Annotated in this window: 16 protein-coding genes; 5 read left to right on the top strand and 11 right to left on the bottom strand. The window is 56.2% G+C overall.

Annotated features, from left to right (window positions below; translation table 11 throughout):
- Positions 1 to 54: 54 nt before the first annotated feature.
- The 4 genes from ACR0MJ_RS05100 (at position 55) to ACR0MJ_RS05085 (ending at position 4,173) form a co-directional block, all read left to right on the top strand.
- Entirely contained in the window at positions 55 to 873 is an 819-nt protein-coding gene (locus ACR0MJ_RS05100) for an SDR family NAD(P)-dependent oxidoreductase (RefSeq protein WP_480759613.1), read from the top strand.
- Positions 874 to 900: 27 nt separating this feature from the next.
- Entirely contained in the window at positions 901 to 1,932 is a 1,032-nt protein-coding gene (locus ACR0MJ_RS05095) for a phosphotransferase family protein (RefSeq protein WP_480759611.1), read from the top strand.
- Between the two features lie 107 nt (positions 1,933 to 2,039).
- Positions 2,040 to 3,257, top strand: a complete 1,218-nt coding sequence (locus tag ACR0MJ_RS05090) for a serine hydrolase domain-containing protein (RefSeq protein WP_480759610.1) — start codon at positions 2,040 to 2,042, stop codon at positions 3,255 to 3,257.
- A 49-nt stretch (positions 3,258 to 3,306) separates the two neighbouring features.
- The gene (locus ACR0MJ_RS05085; RefSeq protein ID WP_170393070.1) at positions 3,307 to 4,173 is read left to right on the top strand and encodes an acyl-CoA thioesterase; all 867 of its coding nucleotides are present in this window, start codon (positions 3,307 to 3,309) and stop codon (positions 4,171 to 4,173) included.
- On the opposite strand, the gene ACR0MJ_RS05080 is transcribed toward ACR0MJ_RS05085, so the two are convergent.
- Together ACR0MJ_RS05080 and ACR0MJ_RS05075 are read right to left on the bottom strand one after the other, a co-directional pair.
- Positions 4,170 to 4,937, bottom strand: coding sequence for an SDR family oxidoreductase (locus ACR0MJ_RS05080; protein ID WP_480759607.1), 768 nt, complete (start codon positions 4,935 to 4,937; stop codon positions 4,170 to 4,172). The genes ACR0MJ_RS05085 and ACR0MJ_RS05080 overlap by 4 nt on opposite strands.
- A gap of 133 nt (positions 4,938 to 5,070) precedes the next feature.
- Positions 5,071 to 6,300, bottom strand: coding sequence for an acyl-CoA dehydrogenase (locus tag ACR0MJ_RS05075; protein ID WP_170562735.1), 1,230 nt, complete (start codon positions 6,298 to 6,300; stop codon positions 5,071 to 5,073).
- A 98-nt stretch (positions 6,301 to 6,398) separates the two neighbouring features.
- On the opposite strand from ACR0MJ_RS05075, the gene ACR0MJ_RS05070 reads away from it, so the two are divergent.
- The gene (locus tag ACR0MJ_RS05070; RefSeq protein ID WP_480759604.1) at positions 6,399 to 7,310 is read left to right on the top strand and encodes a LysR substrate-binding domain-containing protein; all 912 of its coding nucleotides are present in this window, start codon (positions 6,399 to 6,401) and stop codon (positions 7,308 to 7,310) included.
- Here the strand turns inward: ACR0MJ_RS05070 and phoB are convergent.
- The 9 genes from phoB to gmk form a co-directional block, all read right to left on the bottom strand.
- Positions 7,307 to 7,996 carry a phosphate regulon transcriptional regulator PhoB gene (phoB, locus tag ACR0MJ_RS05065; RefSeq protein ID WP_039535547.1) on the bottom strand — a complete coding sequence of 230 codons (690 nt, stop codon included), beginning with the start codon at positions 7,994 to 7,996 and terminating at the stop codon, positions 7,307 to 7,309. The genes ACR0MJ_RS05070 and phoB overlap by 4 nt on opposite strands.
- Before the next feature lie 12 nt (positions 7,997 to 8,008).
- A complete protein-coding gene (gene phoU, locus ACR0MJ_RS05060) occupies positions 8,009 to 8,710 on the bottom strand; it encodes a phosphate signaling complex protein PhoU (protein ID WP_170393065.1) in 702 nt (233 codons plus the stop codon).
- 16 nt (positions 8,711 to 8,726) lie between these two features.
- Entirely contained in the window at positions 8,727 to 9,524 is a 798-nt protein-coding gene (gene pstB, locus ACR0MJ_RS05055) for a phosphate ABC transporter ATP-binding protein PstB (protein WP_170393064.1), read from the bottom strand.
- Positions 9,525 to 9,536: 12 nt separating this feature from the next.
- Positions 9,537 to 10,853, bottom strand: coding sequence for a phosphate ABC transporter permease PstA (pstA, locus tag ACR0MJ_RS05050; protein ID WP_480759600.1), 1,317 nt, complete (start codon positions 10,851 to 10,853; stop codon positions 9,537 to 9,539).
- Positions 10,850 to 12,322: a phosphate ABC transporter permease subunit PstC gene (pstC, locus tag ACR0MJ_RS05045; RefSeq protein WP_170405796.1), complete on the bottom strand. Its 1,473-nt coding sequence runs from the start codon at positions 12,320 to 12,322 to the stop codon at positions 10,850 to 10,852. The genes pstA and pstC overlap by 4 nt, the downstream gene beginning before the upstream one ends.
- 88 nt (positions 12,323 to 12,410) lie before the next feature.
- The gene (locus ACR0MJ_RS05040; protein ID WP_480759593.1) at positions 12,411 to 13,451 is read right to left on the bottom strand and encodes a substrate-binding domain-containing protein; all 1,041 of its coding nucleotides are present in this window, start codon (positions 13,449 to 13,451) and stop codon (positions 12,411 to 12,413) included.
- A 181-nt stretch (positions 13,452 to 13,632) separates the two neighbouring features.
- Positions 13,633 to 14,664 carry an ATP-binding protein gene (locus ACR0MJ_RS05035; RefSeq protein WP_170393060.1) on the bottom strand — a complete coding sequence of 344 codons (1,032 nt, stop codon included), beginning with the start codon at positions 14,662 to 14,664 and terminating at the stop codon, positions 13,633 to 13,635.
- Positions 14,665 to 14,670: 6 nt separating this feature from the next.
- Positions 14,671 to 15,192, bottom strand: coding sequence for a gamma carbonic anhydrase family protein (locus ACR0MJ_RS05030; protein ID WP_170646059.1), 522 nt, complete (start codon positions 15,190 to 15,192; stop codon positions 14,671 to 14,673).
- The gene (gmk, locus tag ACR0MJ_RS05025; RefSeq protein ID WP_170683828.1) at positions 15,189 to 15,830 is read right to left on the bottom strand and encodes a guanylate kinase; all 642 of its coding nucleotides are present in this window, start codon (positions 15,828 to 15,830) and stop codon (positions 15,189 to 15,191) included. The genes ACR0MJ_RS05030 and gmk overlap by 4 nt, the downstream gene beginning before the upstream one ends.
- Positions 15,831 to 15,837 lie beyond the last annotated feature (7 nt).

Raw genomic sequence — 15,837 nt, 5'->3', positions numbered from 1 at the left:
GTATTGTCAAGAAGACCTCACGCCAGAATCCCAGATCGCCTGAATGGAGTGCACATGACGCCCGAGACTTTGTTTTCGCTCAGTGGAAAGACGGCACTGGTAACGGGGGGTGCCACCGGTATCGGTCGAATGGCGGCCGAGGCGTTGGTACGTGCCGGGGCGCATGTACTGATCGCTTCTCGCAAAGGCGAGGCATGCGAGGAGGTTGCAACAGAGTTGAACGCTCTGGACGCGCCAGGCTCGGCCGAAGGGTTTGCTGGCGACATCAGCAGTGAGGCGGGTATAGATGCGCTGGTAGATAAAGTCAAAAGTCGCACTCAAGCGATTGATATACTGATGAATAATGCAGGTGTGTCTTGGGGCGCGCCGATGGGGCAGTTCCCTTATTTCGCTTGGGACAAAGTCATGTCGGTTAATGTCGCAGGCGTATTTGATCTGACCCAAAAATTGCTGCCACTTCTGATGAAATCCGCAACCGACGAGGATCCTGCGCGGGTCATCAATGTAGGTTCGGTCATGGGTGAAGTTCCGATGGGTGACGGGGCCTACAGCTATTCCGCGTCCAAAGCGGCGGTTATTCACCTGTCCAAAATCATGGCTAAAGAATTGGCACCCTACAGAGTTACGGTGAATGCGCTGGCCCCGGGACCATTCGTATCGCGCATGACGGCCTTTGCTACCGAGGACGAAACCAAGCGCGCGCGGGTCGGCAAAGGTGTTCCACTGGGCCGGGTTGGCCAGGCCGAGGATATCGCTGGTTGCATGTTGTTTCTATGCGGTCGCGGAGGCAGCTATGTAACTGGCGCGGCCATCCCTGTCTCCGGCGGGATAAATGTGCAGACCGGTGGCAATATCTTTGCCGATGCCCTTTAGCCGTGGGTTCATACGCAGGCTGAATATATGACACACACTGAAAACACTCTGGATATCAAGTCCGTCGACGCTTATCTAAACACGCATCTTGTTGGGTATCATGGCCCTCTTGAGGCTACAAAATTCACCGTGGGTCAGTCGAACCCAACCTATCTGCTGCGTACGCCGGCCAAATCCTATGTTCTGAGACGCAAGCCGCCGGGCATATTGCTGAAATCCGCACATGCAGTGGATCGGGAATTTCGCGTACAAGCGGCGCTGGCTGGTAGCAAAGTGCCCGTCCCGCAAGTAGATCTGCTTTGTGAAGATGACAGCGTCATAGGCTCTGCCTTTTACGTGATGGAGCATCTGAAAGGGCGCACATTTGTCGACCCTGTCATGAAAGGCGAAAACAATGCGACGCGCACGGGTGTACTGAAAGAGATGAACCGCGTACTGGCCGAACTGCACATGGTCGATATCGATGCGGTGGGTCTTTCGGATTTCGGACCTCCAGGCAACTATTTTGAGCGGCAAATTGCTCGCTGGACCAAACAATATCGCGCCTCTGAGACCGAAAAAATCGCCGAGATGGATCAGCTGATCGCCGAGCTTGAGCGCCAGATCCCCGAGGATGACAATCAAAGAACACTGGTTCATGGGGACTACCGAATCGACAATCTGATGTTCGAGGCGCATGGCACCGCCTGCATCGGAGTGCTGGATTGGGAGCTATCGACCATCGGTCACCCATATGCGGACCTGGCAGCCGTCATCATGCAATGGCAGCTGCCCCCGGGCAAGGAGGGTCGGGGGTTGGCTGGCGTAGATCGGTTAAGCCTTGGGCTACCGTCAGATCAGGACTTCATCGCCGAGTATTGCGCGCGCCGCGGCCTAACGGGGATTGAGAATTTTGGCTTCTACCTTGCTTTCAACTTCTTTCGGATGGCCGGCATTCTGCAAGGTGTCTACAAGCGGGCCTTGGATGGAAACGCATCAGACCCGGCACGCGCTAAGGCTTTCGGTGCCTATGTGCCGGTCTTCGCCCAACACGGATTATCTGCGCTGCAAAAAACGTAGGCAGTATTCTCGGCGCCCTTCAACAAATCCAGCAAAAATCAGCAGAATTCGCTGTTGCCTCGGATCTCACGAAGGCAAGATCGGCCTGATCAAGATGGAGTTGCCTCATGGGATTTGATCCGACCGCGCAGACCCACATCCGCCAATGGATGCACAGATATGTTGAGCAGCAGAAATACGCAGGCAGCGCCCTTCTGATCCACCAGAACGGGCAAGAGGCATTCTTTCACGCATTTGGCCGCCGCTGCATTGAAACCGACCTCGCGTTCCAACGCGATAGCCTGGTTCGGATCTATTCGATGACTAAGCCTGTGACGTCCGTTGCCTTGATGATGCTGGTGGAACAGGGGTTGTTTCATCTAGATGCCCCGGTTTCTGAATTCCTGCCAGAGTTTGCAACCATGCAAGCTTTGGTCCCGGGTGCAACGCAGTTGAACCAGACCAAGGACGCGCCGACACCCAGCCTGCATCAGTTGCTGACGCACACCAGCGGGCTGAGCTACCCGTTCAATCCCGGCCTTTTGCCAATGGCCATGGATGAGCTCGATCTGATCTTTTCCCCGAAACAAGGCCCGCTGGCGGGTCGGGTTAAAGTGCTGGCAGGGTTGCCGCTGGCTTTTCAGCCAGGCAGTCGCTGGGAGTACTCGGTAGGGATCGACGTGATTGGCCGCGTGATTGAAGTCGTATCAGGCATACCGCTGGACGTGTTTCTAACCGAACACATCTTTCGACCACTTGGGATGAGTGAAACCGCGTTTTCAGTACCTGAAGGGGCAGAGGACCGATTTGCCTCGCTCTACACCCCACTCGAAGGCGATGCCATGGCGCTGAATGCCGCAAAATCGGGTGGCGAAACACTGCGGTTGGTGGATCGGGCCGGAGAGTCCCCGTTTGAGGCGGCAACGACCTTTTCTGGCGGTGGCGGATTGATCAGTACCATCGACGATTACAGCAAGTTCGCCGAGATGTTGCGAAACAAAGGAACCGCAAATGGCGCGCGATTGCTTGGGCCGAAGACTGTAGAATTCATGTTTCGCAACCATTTACCGGACGATATTGCATCCATGGGTCCACAAAGCTTTGCCGAGCAACCCATGGAAGGCACAGGCTTTGGCATCGGAGGCGCGGTGGTACTGAACCCGGCGCGCACCCGAGCCCCAAGCTCGGTTGGCGACTATGGCTGGGGCGGGATGGCCTCGACCTACTTCTGGATCGATCCGGTCAACGCGCTGTCGACTGTGTTTTTTACACAGCTCTCGCCATCCAGCTCTTATCCATCCCGAGCCGAGTTAAAGGCGCTTGTTCACGCGGCGCTCGTTGAATGATCGGTGTTTGAGTGATACCGGAAAAGGCCAAGACGCCGGAGAGCCCCGAATGACCGAAGCCGAACGCATATTGCTTGATCTGCTGAATATCGAACCGCTTGAGGTCGATTTGTTTCGCGGAACCGGTTCTGGTGGCGAGACACCAACGCGTATCTTTGGCGGGCAGGTGATCGCGCAAGCGCTTGCGGCAGCGTACAGGACGGTCGAGGATCGTCTATGCCATTCCTTGCACGCCTATTTCATAAGGCCCGGAGATCCGTCAATTCCGGTTATATATCAAGTGGATCGCGCGCGCGATGGAGGTTCTTTTACAACCCGCCGCGTGGTTGCGATCCAGCATGGCAAGCAAATTTTGAACATGTCGGCCTCGTTTCACAAGCAGGATGACGGATGGGAACATCAGCATCCGATTCCGGACGTTCAAGCGCCCGAGCACCATCCATCGCGTGACGAATTGCGCGAAAAATACCTGGATCGCGTTCCCGAAAAGCTGAAAGCTGAATTGCTGCGCGAGCGCCCGATCGAAGTGCGCGAAATCGATCCGCTGGACCTGTTTGCACCCGCCAAGGCAGATGACAAGAACCACGTCTGGTTTCGCATGGGCGCAGCGAACCACGCGGACACCGTTACACAACATCTTCTATTGGCCTATGCCTCGGATATGAGCTTGCTCAGTTCCGGAATGCGGCCCCATGGGCTGAGCTGGTTCACTGGTGAAATTGATGGGGCCAGTCTGGACCATGCCATCTGGTTTCATGCACCCGTGCAGTTTCAAAACTGGCATCTGTATTCGATGGAGTCGCCGTGGACAGGGCAGGGGCGCAGCTTCAATCGGGGTTCGATCTTCTCGCAGGATGGCAAACTGGTTGCATCCGTCGCGCAAGAAGGCCTGCTCAGAAGACGGAAACCGCGCTAAGAACTGCCAGCAAACCTTTGATTAAGCTTCATCATTCCACCTAACCATCGGTCGTAGTCTTCTGTTTTTAAACGCATATAGTCAAGCACTTGTGGATGCGGAAGAATCAAAAAACGTTCATCCGCCAGCGCCTCGACACAGGCTTGGGCGACCTCATCAGGTTCAATTATTCCGTCAATCGCGGCGACCGAATCCTCATGTCCACGTATCATCTCCGACCGAACGGCCTGTGGACACAGAACCGAAACCCTGAGACCTTTATCGCCATAGGTCATCGCAACCCATTCAGCAAAACCCACAGCCGCATGTTTGGTTACGCCATAAGGGGCTGCGCCGGGTTGATTGAGCAATCCAGCCGCTGATGCTGTGATCATCAAATAACCACCACCACGCGCAACCATCCTTGGGACCAGGTGCCGCGCGGTCCAGACATGAGACATCACGTTGATCTGCCAGATGCGGTCCCATTCAGCATCCGGCACTTCAAATCCACCTAAGGTGAGTATTCCCGCATTGGCACAGAATAAATCAATCGGAGCGATCGTATCCTCGACAGTCTCAATCAGATTTCGAATATCACTTTCCTTGGACACATCACAGCTGAGTGCATCACCGCCAATTTGCGCCGCCACGGCCTGCGCGCCGGCAAGGTCGATATCGGCGCAGACTACATGCGCACCTTCTTCTGAGAACCGCTTGGCAAGACCTTTACCTATGCCATTTGCAGCGCCAGTGATGACGACGGTCTTCCCAATCAGAACCATTGCATAGCTCGTGTCTTACTTCTCAAACACAGCGTAACATATTGGCAAGCCACGACCAATGTGTGTTCTATAGTCGTGGCTCGCTTGCTACGTATTTTACATAATACCGATTATGCGAGTAATAAGTGCAGCCTCAGTAAAATGCCTGTAGTCCGGTTTGCGCCCGCCCCAGGATCAATGCATGAACGTCGTGCGTGCCCTCATAGGTGTTGACTGTCTCAAGATTGATCATGTGACGCACCACCTGGAACTCAAGTGAGATACCGTTGCCGCCGTGCATGTCACGCGACATCCGCGCAATGTCCAATGCCTTGCCGCAATTGTTACGTTTGATGATCGAGATCATCTCGGGCGCAGCTTCAGCCTGATCCATCAGACGGCCGACGCGCAAGCTTGCTTGCAGTCCCAAAGAGATTTCGGTCTGCATCTCTGCCAGTTTGCGTTGAAACAACTGGGTCTGCGCAAGTGGTCGATTGAACTGTTTACGATCCAAGCCGTACTGACGCGCTGCGTGCCAGCAGCATTCCGCGGCCCCCATCGCACCCCAGCTGATACCATAGCGTGCGCGGTTCAGGCAGCCGAACGGCCCCTTGAGACCCTGAACATGTGGAAGCAAAGCGCCCTCGCCCACCTCAACGCCATCCATTACAATTTCACCTGTGATCGAAGTACGCAGGCTCAGCTTGTTCTCGATCTTCGGTGCGCTCAGGCCCTTGGTGCCTTTATCCAGCACGAACCCACGAATCTTGCCGTCATGCGCATCTGACTTGGCCCAGACCACATAGACATCTGCGATCGGTGCGTTTGAAATCCACATCTTGCTGCCGGTCAGACGATACCCGCCATCAATCTTCTCGGCGCGGGTCTTCATCGCCGCCGGGTCCGAACCCGCATCCGGCTCTGTCAGGCCAAAACACCCAATCCACTCGCCACTTGCCAGTTTCGGCAGATATTTGCGACGCTGTTCTTCGCTGCCATAGGCGAAAATCGGGTACATCACCAACGAGCTTTGCACCGACATCATCGAGCGATAGCCGGAATCCACCCGTTCAACTTCCCGCGCCACAAGTCCATAAGATACGTAGCTTGCACCGATCCCACCATATTCTTCGGGGACTGTCGTGCCCAACAGGCCCATTTCACCCATTTCACGAAAGATCTCGGGATCGGTTTCTTCGTTTGCAAAAGCCTTGGTGACACGCGGCTGCAATTTCTCCTGGGCGTAAGCGCGCGCGCTGTCGGCAATCAGGCGTTCATCCTCTTCCAACTGGTCCGACAAGCGAAATGGGTCGTCCCAGTTGAAACGTCCAAGGTCAGGCGCATCTTTTGCGCGCAGGACAGGCTTTGTATCTGGAGCGTTCATTTTGCTTCTCCGAATTGAATAGGTTTGGGCAAGTATAATCTGAGAAATATTCAAAAAACAGCGAGACATTTGCATTGTTTCATGATCAAAACGCATAGATGGACACCAAGCGCCCTATCCTGCCGCCTATATCCGCGCTGCGCGCGCTTGAAGCTTTGGATCGCCTTGGATCAGCCTCGGCAGTCGCGGATGAAATGGCACTGACGCAGAGCGCGGTCAGTCGGCAACTGCAGACGCTTGAAGCGCATTTGGACGCAGAATTGGTCAGCCGTGATCGCAAGCGATTGTCACTGACAAAGGCTGGACAGGACTATGTACAAGAAATTCGGCCAGCCTTGTCTCAGATCGCGCAGGCGGCGCTGAAACTGCACATTTCCCCTGTCGGTGGGACATTGAATCTGGCGATTCTGCCGACATTCGGAATGCGCTGGCTGGTACCGCGTCTGCCGGATTTCGCCCGCCGCCATCCGGATATCACAATCAACATGACCACGCGGTTGCGACCGTTTAGTTTTGCTTCGGAACCCTTTGATGCGGCTTTACATTTTGGGGAACCTGATTGGCCCGGAACTGATCGCTTGCTATTAAGTGTCGAGCGGGTTTTGCCCGTCTGCGCGCCCGAGCTTTTACCCAAAGGCACTCCGACGTCACCCCGCGATCTGCTAAAACTGCCGCTGCTGCATATCCAGACAAGACCGCGCGCCTGGCAGGACTGGTTTCAACAGATGGGTGTCACGCACCCGCATCCCCTGCCCGGCACCGTCCACGACCAGTTCAACACCATCAACCAAGCCGCGCTGCACGGCCTGGGTGTTGCCCTGTTGCCAAACTATCTGGTGGAACAAGACCTTGCGACAGGTAGGCTGGTTGCAGCCTTCCCTGACGCGATAGAGACGATGGGGGCATATTATCTGGTTTGGCCGCGCGAAAAATCGGATGACGGATCATTGCGAGAGTTTCGACACTGGCTTGCTTCTCAGGCCCAGACCGAAGAGTCATTGCCGCGTTAGCCGAGCGCGTACCCTGCCCCGCGCACCGTGCGCACCGGATCTTCACCGCCATGTTGGGTCAACGCTTTGCGCAGACGACCGATATGAACATCAACAGTACGCGTGTCGACGTAGATATCGCGGCCCCATACGCGGTCAAGCAACTGCTCGCGGCTCCAGACCCGGCCGGGCTTTTCCATGAATGTGCTCAGCAACCGGAACTCGGTCGGGCCCAGTTTTAACAGCTTGTTGTCGCGGCTGACCTTGTGGGTCTCAGAGTCCAGTATGATATCGTCAAACTCCAACCGGATGCCAACGGTTGCCGGGCGCACTCGGCGCAGTTGCGTTCGCACGCGCGCCATCAATTCGACAACCGAGTAAGGCTTGACCACATAGTCATCCGCGCCTGTTTCCAGGCCGCGCACTTTGTCGACCTCTTCGGAACGTGCCGACAGCATGATGATTGGGATCGATCGGGTGTCGGGCCGCGTTTTCAGGCGGCGGCAGACCTCGATACCGCTCAGATTGGGCATCATCCAGTCCAGAACGATGATATCCGGGCGATCTTCTTCGACTAACAACAAAGCCTCGTCGCCATTAGCGGCGCGCGTAACGCGGAACCCTTCGGCGTCCAGATTGTAGGCCAGCACCTCTCGCTGTGCCAATTCATCCTCAACAACCAGCACAGTCGGTTGATCAGCGGACATGATTGAGATCTCCTAGATCGTTTGCGACGTGTTGTCGGCTTTGGGGCGCGCTTCGCTGGGTCTCTCGCCGGTGACGAGATAGACGACCTGCTCGGCAATGGCGGTGACGTGATCGCCCATGCGTTCGATATTTTTTGCGATGAAATGCAGGTGCATACACGATGAGATGTTGCGCGGATCCTCCGCCATGAAGGTCAGGAACTCGCGAAACAGGCCGTTATACATCTGGTCCACTTCCAGATCCCGCTCGATCACGTCCTGCGCCAGCTCAGCATCACGCTGGATATAGGCATCCAGCGCGTCGCGCAGCATCCGCTCGACCTCGCGCGCCATTCGACGCAGAGCGGCGGCACTGCCGTTGATTTCGCCGGCATTCACCAGAACGGTCGTTCGCTTGGCGATGTTCTTGGAGTAATCTCCAATCCGTTCAAGGTTGGTCGCAACCTTCAGCACGGACAGCACCAGCCGCAAATCGCTGGCCGTCGGTGCACGCAAGGCAATCAGGCGCGCGGTCTCTTCGTCAATCAGTTCTTCCAGTGCGTCGATGGCCTTGTCGCCTTGACGCACTTCATTTGCCAGTTCTTCGTCGCGGGTCTCCAGCGACCGGGCCGCGCCCATAATGGCGGCTTCGACCAGTCCACCCATCTTCATGATGTGTGCTTGGATGGCCTCAAGGTCGCGGTCGAACGCGGATGCAATATGTTGTTCGCTCATTGCAGTTATCCTGTGCTCAGCCAATCCGGCCGGTGATGTAACTTTCGGTTCGGGGATCTTCGGGGTTGGTGAAGATCTGCCCGGTTTCGCCGAACTCAACCAAGTTCCCCAGATGGAAAAACGCTGTCTTCTGACTGACCCGCGCGGCCTGTTGCATCGAATGGGTTACGATCACCACTGAATAGCGTGAACGCAGTTCGTCAATCAGTTCCTCGACCTGCGCGGTTGCGATTGGGTCGAGCGCCGAACAGGGTTCGTCCATCAATAGCACCTCAGGCTCGGTGGCTACGGCGCGCGCGATGCAAAGACGCTGTTGCTGACCACCAGAAAGGCCGGTACCGGGGGCATCCAGACGGTCCTTGACCTCATCCCAGATCGCACCACGACGCAGAGATTTCTCTACGATTTCATCCAGTTCTGCCTTATTCTTGGCAAGGCCGTGGATACGCGGACCGTAAGCCACGTTGTCATAGATCGATTTGGGGAACGGGTTCGGTTTTTGAAAAACCATGCCGACCTTGGCACGCAACTGTACCGGATCGACGCGCTTGTCGTAAATGTCTTCACCGTCCAGCAGGATATCACCCTGCACCCGGCAAATGTCGATTGTGTCGTTCATCCGGTTCAGACAGCGCAAGAAGGTGGATTTACCGCAGCCAGAGGGACCGATGAAAGCCGTCACAGTCTTGTCTTCGATATCGACGCTCACGTCCTTAATGGCGTGGGTCTCACCGTAGTAGACCTGAACCTGCTTGGCGTTGATCTTGATGTCTTTGGAGTCCACGGTTCTCTCCACTCGTGTCATATCGTTCATTTTAAACCCCTCCTACCAGCGGCGTTCAAAGCGGCGGCGCAGGATGATAGCGATGATATTCATGGTCAGCAGGAACATCAAAAGGATGATGATGCCGCCCCAGGCTTTCTCGTAAAAACCCACATCGGCACGCGCGGCCCAGGTGTAGATCTGTGCCGGCATGGCCGAGTTCGGCTCGGTGAAGCCCGCCAAAAAGCCATCGGGATAGCCTCGGGCGACAAAACCCACCATGCCGATCAACAGCAACGGAGCAGTTTCACCCAGCGCCTGCGCCAGACCAATGATGGTACCAGTCAGGATACCGGGCGCGGCCAACGGCAGCACGTGGTGGAAGACGGCCTGCATCTTCGAGGCCCCTACCCCCAACGCCGCGTCGCGGATAGACGGGGGAACCGCCTTTAGCGAGGCTCGGGTCGAGATGATGATCGTTGGCAACGTCATCAGGGTCAGGACCAGACCACCCACCAGCGGCGCTGATTGCGGCAGGTGCATAAATTGGATGAACACGGCCAGACCCAGGATACCGAACACGATAGACGGAACGGCGGCCAGGTTCGAGATATTCACCTCGATCAGGTCGGTAAATTTGTTCTGCGGCGCGAATTCTTCCAGATAGATCGAGGCGGCGACTCCAATGGGCAGCGACAGGCACAGCACCACCAACATCATGAAGAACGAACCGACGACCGAGGCACCAATACCCGCGCCACCGGGGTTATCCACGCCCGAGTCCGCACCAGTGATGAACGGCCAGTTGAAAGCCTGTTTAATGATCCCCGCTTCTTTCAGCGCGTCCACCAGATCCAGATCGCTGAGTTGCAGGAAGCGGCTGTCCTGCAGTGTGTCACGAGACACCCGACCCTTGAAGTAGCCATCCACACGGCTTGAAGCCGCCAGATCGAACATGATCGGCTCACCCAGCTTGCTAGGATTATCGGCATAGAAGGTTCGGATCGTACCGCCGATTTTGCCCAACAGACGCTCGATGGCATCCTGATCGAAATCCACGGTGATGCCACTTTCGGCCAGTTGTTCATTCAGTTCCGAAATGAACAGATTGGAGTAGGCCTTTGTCTTGAACATCGTGCCTTCGGCTTCATCGCGCTGCGCTTCGCTCAGCGTGAATTCTAAACTGATAACTGTGCGCTGGAAGGCCGGGATGCCCTGCGACAAGATTGAGGCAAACAGCACAATCAGAAAGAACAATCCGGTCGCGATGGCGACGATCCCATAGGCGCGAAAACGCTTTTCAGCAGCCTCGCGTTTTTTGGTCCGGGCATCGGATGCAGTCAGCGAGGTCGAGGTATTTTGCATGCTGGCGTCGGTCATTCGTACTGCTCCCGATACTTGCGCACGATATAAAGGGCGAAAACGTTCAGCCCCAGCGTGAGGATGAACAGCGTCATGCCAAGCGCGAAGGCGACGAGGGCCTCGGGCGAGGCGAAATCGGCGTCGCCCGTCAGCTGGCTGACGATCTTGGCGGTGACGGTGGTCATGGCCTCGAACGGGTTCAGGTCCAGACGCGCGGCGGCCCCTGCCCCCAGAACCACGATCATGGTCTCACCGATGGCGCGCGAAGCTGCCAGCAAGATCGCACCGACGATCCCGGGCAAAGCAGCAGGCAAGACGACTTGTCGGATGGTCTCTGACTGCGTGGCCCCCAACCCGTAAGAGCCGTCCCGCATCGCCTGCGGCACTGCGTTGATGATGTCATCAGAAAGCGATGAAACGAACGGGATTAGCATGATGCCCATGACAAGACCGGCGGTCATCACTGCCGTACCGGCTTTCATCCAGCCCAAACCATCATCCCCGAACACGCTCAGCAACAGCGGGCCAACGGTCAGCAGGGCGAAAAGGCCGTAAACGATGGTCGGGATACCGGCCAGCACCTCAAGCATTGGTTTGGCGATCGAGCGCACGCGTGAAGAAGCGTACTCACTGAGATAAATCGCAGCGAAAAGACCGATTGGCACGGCCACCAACAACGCCACCAACGAGATATAGAACGTGCCCCACAGCAAAGGGATGATACCCAGATCTGATGCCCCACCACGGCCCGAGAAACTGGGCGCCCAGGTGGTACCGAAAAAGAATTCTGATGCCGGGTAAAGCTTGAAGAACTCCCACGTATTGAAAACCAGCGAAAGGACGATGCCGACCGTTGTCAGGATCGCAATCGACGCAGCCGCCAGCAGCATCACACGAATTCCCTGCTCAACCACATTGCGGGCACGATATTCAGAATGCGTCTGTAACCAACTGAACACAGCCCCGGCCAAGGCGACCAGTATCACAGCGGCGGACATTATCGCGTAACCGGTTGAATTTATCGCCCGATAGGCTTGAGCTGCATGCAAAACCGTCTGCGTGATGTCCGAGGTTACGACTTGACCCGCGTCCTTCAACTTTTGGGTCATCTCGGAAATATCCGCCCGCGCATCCTGTGCGAGCGTTTCGGTGAGATGTCCCTGCGCAACGGCACTGTCCAGACCATTTGCGGTCCGACGCACCTCGGCCATAACAAGACTGCGCGACGATCCTTCCTTGATCGCCGTTTCGGGAACCATCTCCGAGACCTGAGAGTTAACGTAGAGCGGCTGAACCAGCAGCCAGACGATCAACAAACCTAAGGCGGGAACTATGACTTTCAGTGCGACGTTAGCGCCATAAAACGAGGGAAGAGAATGCAGATTGCGGCTGTCCCCTCCGGCACTTTGCAAGGCGCGCATTCGCCCCAAAACATATCCGACTGCCGCGATCGCAAGCACGATCAGAATGAGCCAAAGAATTGGCATGACGCCCCCATAGGTCTTGATCGGGATTAGGGAAAAATTGGGGGCGACAGAAAACGCCGCCCCCAGTCAATTCGATCGGGGTGAGTGATTAGCTGCCCGAACCCAAGGTTACTTCGTTGGCAATCGCGTCCTGCGTTTTTGCCAGTTCAGGATCGGCAACCAGACCGTAGTTGGCCAGCGGGCCCGAGGGACCAGCAATTTCTTCATGAGTGAAGAACTGGGCGTATTCTTTCAGACCGGGGATCACGCCGATATGCGCTTTCTTGACGTAGAAAAACAGCGGACGCGAGACGGGGTATTCACCCGACGCGATGCTCTTGGTCGACGGTGCGATACCACCCATCGTAGCCACTTTCAGCTTGTCGGTGTTGTTCTCGTAGAACGCCAGACCAAACACGCCGATACCATTGGTGTTGGTGTCGATGCGGGCCAGAGTTTCGGTGTAGTCACCGTCGATATCGACCGATTTGCCGTCGGTGCGCACGTCCAGGCATGCATCTTCGGCGTCATCTTCGCTTAGGCCGCCCGCGACCATGGCTTCCATCGCGCCCGTCGCTTCACAACCTGCCAGCAGAACTTTGTCTTCGAACACTTCGCGGGTGCCGTGCTTGGTGCCCGGGATGAACATTGCGATTTCCACATCCGGCAGGTCAGCGTTGAACTCGGCCCAGCTGTTGAAGCTGTTGTCGACCAGCGCGCCATCTTTCATCACTTTCGATCCGATGGCGTTGTAAATATCCGCAGGCTCAAACGCAGTGAACGCAGGACCCGACTGCTGGCTTGCAAATACGATGCCGTCATAACCGATGCGGACTTCCATGATGTCGGTCACACCGTTTTCGGCGCATGCTTTAATCTCTTTTTCACGGATGGCACGCGATGCGTTTGCAACGTCGATCGTGTTTTCACCGACGCCTTCGCAGAAGCGTTTCAGACCGGCGGACGAGCCGCCTGATTCAACAACCGGTGTGGGGAAGTCGGTATTTTCACCGAACAGTTCTGCAACGATTGACGCATAAGGCAGAACGGTGGAAGAGCCAGCAACTTGAACGTTGTCACGCGCAGCAGCAGTGGTTGCCGAGACGGCAGCGATAGCCAGCGCAGAAGCCGACAGTTTTACAAAGGACATTTCAGTCTCCTTGAAAAGGATGGGTACTGATCATCCCCATGATGATCTGAGCGCAGCACTATGACGCCTGCGTAAGCCTTTTGTGACAGGTATGTAACGGTTTCATGACAACTCATGAATTTCTCAGAAATTCTTAACTTGACGAAGCGTCACCCCAGTAAAGCCTGCGTTTGGCACGACCTCAGCGTGGTAGAATGACCGTAAACGTCGCGCCCTGCCCCGGCTCACTTTCCACCCGCAACCTGCCCCGATGGCGATTGACGATATGCTTCACGATTGCAAGCCCCAGTCCGGTTCCGCCCAACTCGCGCGAGCGGTGACTGTCTGCGCGATAGAACCGTTCGGTCAACCTGGGCAGGTGTTTGGCATCAATACCGGGCCCTTGATCAATGATCTTGATACGTACCGCAGGACCGCGCATCGCCGTATCCCGCTCAGACAGGGTAACGACCACACCGACCTTGCCACCGCTGCCCCCGTATTTGATCGCGTTTTCAACGAGATTGGTTATCACCTGACGAAGCTGATCGCTGTCTCCGACCATCTCGATCGACTCGTTTGGGGCATCCAACGAAACAACAACACTGGCATCATCCGCCAGCGGTCGCAGAGTGTTTAAGGTCGATTGAATCAGACCTGTCAGTTCCAATGGCTCTTTGGGTCTGACCCGTTCTTCACTTTCCACTCGATTCAGCGACAGCAAATCCCCCACAAGCCGGTTCATCCGATTGGCCTCATCCGCCATGATCTGAAGAAAACGGTCGCGGGCGGCGGTGTCATCGCGGGCGGGGCCTCGCAATGTTTCGATAAACCCCATCAAGGCCGTTAGCGGCGTGCGCAATTCATGGCTGACATTGGCCACAAAATCGCGCCGCATCTGACCTGCCTGTTCCAGATGCGTGATATCTTGAAATACCGCCAATACCGCCTCGGTCCCACCGACGAATCTGCACTGCACCTCAAACGTCGTATCCTGAGCACCATCATTGGAAAGATGCCGCGCTTTGCCGGGTTGTTTCGAGCGCAGGCATTGTTCGACGGCATCGATAACCTGAGGCTGGCGCAGGATTGTGGCAAAATGCCTGCCTTCGATTGCGTGCCCCAAAAGCGTCCGCGCCTCGCTATTTGCGGCGACAATACGCTCGGTCTGACCGACCAGCACGGCGGGCATCGGAATGGCTGAAACCAATTCGGCAAGCAGGGTATCCGTCATGCGCGTTTAGACCGGACGCAATGTTTGGCGAAACTTACGCATATTGTCCTGATAGTGCAGCGCACTCAGCGTTAGTTTCTGGGCCGCCGCCTCATCAAGCTGCCGCACAACTTTGCCCGGCGAGCCCATGACCAACGAATTATCGGGAACCTCTTTGCCTTCGGTGATCAGCGCCCCTGCCCCGATCAGACAGTTCTTTCCGATCTTCGCCCCGTTTAGAACGATAGCCCCCATACCGATCAGCGTATTGTCTCCGATCGTGCAACCATGCAGCATGACCTTGTGACCAATTGTGCAGTTCTTCCCAATGGTCAGCGGATAGCCCGCATCGATGTGCATCACGCAGTTTTCCTGCACATTGCTGCCTGCGCCCACACGGATTTCTTCGTGATCGGCCCGGATGGTGCACCCGAACCAGACCGAAGCGCCTTGTTCCAGGACCACTTTGCCGATCAAGTTGGCGTCGGGGGCTACCCAGGTGTCTTCGTGAATTTGCGGCGAGTGATCGCCCAAAGCATAGATGGTCATGACAAGCCCTCGAACTCGGTCTGCAACGAGCGGATGTGGTTCTGCAGGCTGGGCTGTTGGATGCGACGCATGCGTTCTGCGCTGACGATGGTTTTTAGCCTTTCCTCCGTGGTATCCAAATCATCGTTGATCAGAACATAGTCGTAGTAGCCCCAATGGCTGATCTCATCCCAGCTTTTCAACATGCGCTTGGCGATCACGTCTTCGCTGTCCTGCCCACGCCCTTCCAGCCTGCGGCGTAGTTCACGGATCGAGGGAGGGAGGATGAAAATCGACAACGCATGCTTGCCCAAATCTGAATTGCGGATCTGCACTTCACCCTGCCAATCAACATCAAACAGCACATCGCGCCCCTGTGTGATGGACTCGCGGACCGGTCCAGCAGGAGAGCCGTAGAAGTTGCCGAACACATGCGCGTGTTCCAGCATCTGCCCATCCGCCACCTGCTGTTTGAACTCGTCCTCGGATAGGAAGTAGTACTCCCGGCCATGCTCCTCACCCGGGCGCGGAGCACGGGTGGTGGCCGAGATCGAGAATTCCAAACCGACATCCCATTGCATCAAACGGCGGGCCAGAGTGGATTTACCTGCGCCCGAAGGCGAGGACAGTATGATTAATAGACCGCGGCGATCCGCCATGTGATGT

This window comes from Ruegeria sp. C6 (genome assembly GCF_056537625.1).
The sequence above is the reverse complement of the archived record's forward strand: the minus strand, read 5'-3'. Positions and strand labels throughout refer to the sequence as shown.